Below are 4230 nucleotides of genomic sequence, written 5' to 3' on the forward strand. Positions count from 1 at the left end.
TTTATTCTTATTGATAGATTCTGGTTTAAGGCCTGAATTGATCATTGCTTCGCGTGATGCAATTAATGCATATAAAGTAAAAGGATCATTTTTTCGAATAAACTTCTTATCGAAATGATCTTCCAGTTCTAGGCCCTTTAGTTCGCAAGCAAACTTGGTTTTGAATAAGCTGGTGTCAAATTTAGTAATGGGCCCGGCACCTGATGTACCATTAACAAGCCCATTCCAATATTCTTCTACTGTATTACCAATGGGGGTTAAAGCACCCATTCCAGTAACTACCACTCGTCTGTTTTTCATAGCAAATTGTGTTTAATGCTGTTAGTTGTGTTTTTTAAAATATCTTCTCCTGAAACTCTATTGAGGATTAATGAGGCCAATAGCGAAGTAATAATTAAGTCGGCACGTTCGGTAGCAGGTTCTTTGAAATAAACTGATCCTTCTGCCTGCGCTGTTTCTAATGTGCTTTGCAACCAACTTCGAATTTCACTACTCGCAGTATTCAAGGCTTTTTGCATTACGGTGGGAAGTGAATCAATAGAAGGCCCTAATGCACCCATGAAACAAATCAGATGCTGAGTGCCAATTGAAGAATACATGGAGATAAAATTTTCTAGTTGAATTTTGGCAGGGAGCTCATTCCATGCCTCTGTCGCTGTGCGAAATTGATCTCGGGATTTATCTATTATAGCTGCACCTAAATCTCCTTTGGTAGGGAAATGATAATGGACAGCGGCATTTTTTATTTTTAATCGAGTGGCAATATCTGCATAAATGAAGGCATGATAACCATTCTGGCGAATTAAGCGGTCTGCAAGATTGATAATTGTACTCTTTGTGCTCACGAAGCAAATGTACTTACTAACTAGTAAGTAAGCAAACAACCTTGAAAATACTCAATTATAATAGTCTAATACCAGGGCTCATTTTTATACTCTTCTGTTTTGCTGGCCTGTTCTCTATTTTGCATGCTGTACCTGCTGCCATTTAGTTGTCGGGCGCGGTATCCAAACAAATGGAATATTTGCTTTGGGAAGAAACGGGCCACGTTAGTGTTTACCAGAATCTCGTTGGGATTAGTCGGATGCGAATGAACACCAGGCAAAATAGTAAGCAATTTGCACCACTTGCGAACGAATTTGGATAACCACAAGAAAAACAATGGTATCGGACGAACCAAAAAGAAGCCATCGTCACCTTGCTGCTGATACAATGGCATGAATATTTGAGCCCTTGAAGGGGATGTAATTTCATCTCCATTCATTATTGCGAGCGTTTTTCCTTTTTCAAGGTGTTGAAAATTGATAAAACCGGGCATCATTTCAAAATTTGAATTAAATGGTACCGGCAGGTAGGCAAATATTTCATAATACATAGCCTGATTCTTACCAAGGGCTTTTAATGATGCCCTGTGCTTTCCAGTATCATTTTTAGCAAGTACGCCAGTTATATCTAGGGTAGTGTATATAAAATCTATATGTCGTTCTGTAGATAAATGATCATTATGCTGGCCTGCTTCAAAACCAAATGCCACATAACCTAATTCATTGATATAACTTAAAATCGGGCCATTCAAAAATTCTTCTATTCCCAATACAATTGGTAAAGGATAATTTTTTGTGAACCTTCTGTTAAGCAGACTATCATTTACAGTAAGAAAAGGGATTGTTTTTCCTGAGGTGGTGTGTAAATCAAAAAAGTAGTAAGGGCCTTTTTCCGTTGTAAGAATTTCTTGAATCTCTTGCCACAATTCCATTTGCTCACTTGCTTCAGAACTATTGCTTTTGGCGGGATTTTGTAGACGTTCATGGCTCCAGATTCTATTCAGATCTTCATCAATAAATCTAACACCTAAATCCAGGGCACGGATATTCCCTCTTAATCCAATAACGGTTCCTGTTATTTCGCCTTGTAAACTCAATAGAGAGTCAAATACGTGCTCTAAGGCAATTACACCAGATGGCTCGTTGCCATGTATTCCTGCAGTAAATATCAGTGTTGGTCCTGGCTTAGAGCCAATAATTTTTCCTATTTGCCTTTTGCTGCTAATATCCGTTATTGTTTCTGTATCAATCAAAAGGTTTAACATCTTTAATGGTCACAATACCCACCAATTCTTCGTGCTCTACCACTGGCAGACAACCAAATTCGTTTTTTTTCATGATGGCAATTGCCTCTTTGATAGGTGTAAACGGTGATATGGAAACCACTTCTTTAACCATGATGTCTGCAACATTCGCTTCTTCTATATTTGGCGCATCTAGTTTTGAGATATGGCTGTGAGTTAGTAAACCCATGAGTTTTCCACGTCCATCTTCTACTGGCATATGATGAATGTCATTCCAGTTCATTATGCTCAAAGCAAGCTGAGCTGAATCTTTGGTTCGTACTGTAATTAGTTGTGTTGACATGATGTGATCAATAGAAGAAGAAGCAAATGTTTTAGATTTTAAATCACAATCTGACCATTGGTGAACGGGAATATTTTGCTGTTGATGATTAAACGTGCATTCACATAATTTTACTAGCGAATCATCCCTTTTGTAATTTCTATTGAGGTTTCTGTAGTTAGAAATTAGCCACTGACTGCCATTTTTGCCAACTATTCTTTTTTCAATGATGGATAAATAATTCTGTATGTCTTTTTTGTTGATATTGTTATTTCTTAGTCCGGACTCTGCAAGAGGCAAGAATTCTTTTAAAAGGAGGTCGGGTGCGTTCCAAAGCTGGCCATTCCACATTAAAACAGATTCCTTTCCATAACGGGCAGCCTTCAGGAAATTGGATTTTGCGTCTTTAAAATCCATTTGAGCAGCAATGTTTGAGAATCTTTCGCCCTGCGCCATCATAAGGCCGGCCCAAAACACAAAATTGGCCATTTCATCTTTCACACTTGGGCCTGCAGGTATGTATCTGTTTTCTATTCTCACATGTGCTTTTCCGCCAGCCGCACCATAGCAAGCACGATTCCATTTATAAATGGTGCCGTTATGTAAATTCAAAGCGGCCAGTTTTGGAATCTTACCTTGTTTAAGGGTCTCTTCACTATTTTCTTCAATTTCTTTAGTAAGAATTATAGGAAAGCGCGAAATATCCTCTTTATAAATATTGGCGATGGAATCAGTCACCCATTTCTGGCCAAAAGACACCCTTGCCAACTGATCTTTTAAAGCATACGAAGAAGATCGGGTATCGATACTCTGTTGAAAAAGTGCGATTCTATTTTCGCTCCATAATTCTCTACCTAATAACAGCGGTGAATTGGTACAGGCAGCTAGCACAGGGCCTGCTATCGCTTGAGACCAATTATAGGCATCTGCAAATCGATCAGGGTCTATTTGTAAATGCATCTGAAAACTGGTGTTGCAAGCTTCAAATAAGACAGAGCTATGCTTGATAGTTAATTCATCGACACCTTTTAAATGGAGGCTAAAATCATCACCACGTAACTCTTTCATTCTATCATTTAATGCATAATACCTGGGCACAGGAGTTATGTAATGATATTCTAATGTATTTTTTGAAATGGTAGGCAAAATACCTGTGAGCAAAACCTTAGTATCGAAGTTTTGAGCCCGCTTAGCTGCAAGATTTAAAAATTCTAAAAGTTTTACCTCCATAACACTAAAGCATTTGTCTTCACATACTTCAGGGTCAAGGTTTATTTCAAGATTGTACTTTGCAAGTTCTGTGGTAAAATGATGGTCATTAATTGACTTGAGAATTTCAACGGCTTTATCAGAGGGTCTAAAGTTGCTATCCACCAGGCAGAATTCCTGTTCAGCACCAATTCGCGTGATGCCAGCTTCTATGAGCTTATGTTCAAGCATATGCTCCAAGGCCTTAATATCACTTAAAAGGTGTGATAAAAACGTACCATGTTCTTTTCTTGAGTCCGATATCTTAATAAAATGCTCGCCCATTCGTTTAAATGAAAGCTAAATCTAGGATTCATTTAAACTTGTTGGAATGACAAGAATCAGAGAATAAGTTGAGTTATCTCTCTTTTAAGTTATCAGTAGGTCTGGATTTGGCTACTTTCACTAAATTCAAACTTATAGTAGAGAAAATGGCTAAAACTATGATTGCAATACTTGGGATAATCATTTTGAAGCCTACCGGTGCATGAAATGCGTTCACCGTATCCAGATAACCATCAACCATTATTTGGCTTATAGGCACCGCCAAAATTAAGCTTATTGAAAGCACGATTATATATGGCCGGTTAGT

Annotated in this window: 5 protein-coding genes; all 5 read right to left on the reverse strand. The window is 38.0% G+C overall.

The window, feature by feature from the left end; genetic code table 11:
• A partial coding sequence (locus RLO81_RS06350) for a beta-ketoacyl synthase N-terminal-like domain-containing protein (RefSeq protein WP_350108845.1) occupies positions 1–300 on the reverse strand: 300 nt, incomplete at its 3' end.
• A complete protein-coding gene (locus RLO81_RS06355) occupies positions 297–845 on the reverse strand; it encodes a TetR/AcrR family transcriptional regulator (protein ID WP_350108848.1) in 549 nt (182 codons plus the stop codon). The genes RLO81_RS06355 and RLO81_RS06350, both read right to left, overlap by 4 nt.
• A gap of 65 nt (positions 846–910) precedes the next feature.
• Complete coding sequence (locus RLO81_RS06360) at positions 911–2077, reverse strand: succinylglutamate desuccinylase/aspartoacylase family protein (protein WP_350108851.1); 1167 nt, start codon at positions 2075–2077, stop codon at positions 911–913.
• Positions 2070–3923: a CBS domain-containing protein gene (locus tag RLO81_RS06365; protein WP_350108854.1), complete on the reverse strand. Its 1854-nt coding sequence runs from the start codon at positions 3921–3923 to the stop codon at positions 2070–2072. The genes RLO81_RS06360 and RLO81_RS06365 overlap by 8 nt, the downstream gene beginning before the upstream one ends.
• A 73-nt stretch (positions 3924–3996) precedes the next feature.
• The coding region (locus RLO81_RS06370; RefSeq protein WP_350108857.1) for a hypothetical protein at positions 3997–4230 on the reverse strand (234 nt) is incomplete at its 5' end.

Source organism: Fulvivirga sp. (assembly GCF_040220315.1).
Lineage (GTDB): Bacteria > Bacteroidota > Bacteroidia > Cytophagales > Cyclobacteriaceae > Fulvivirga.

Bases quoted from the DNA above. Each gene is read 5' to 3' on its own strand.
- RLO81_RS06365 (WP_350108854.1), bottom strand. From the start codon at position 3,923: ATGGGCGAGCATTTTATTAAGATATCGGACTCAAGAAAAGAACATGGT.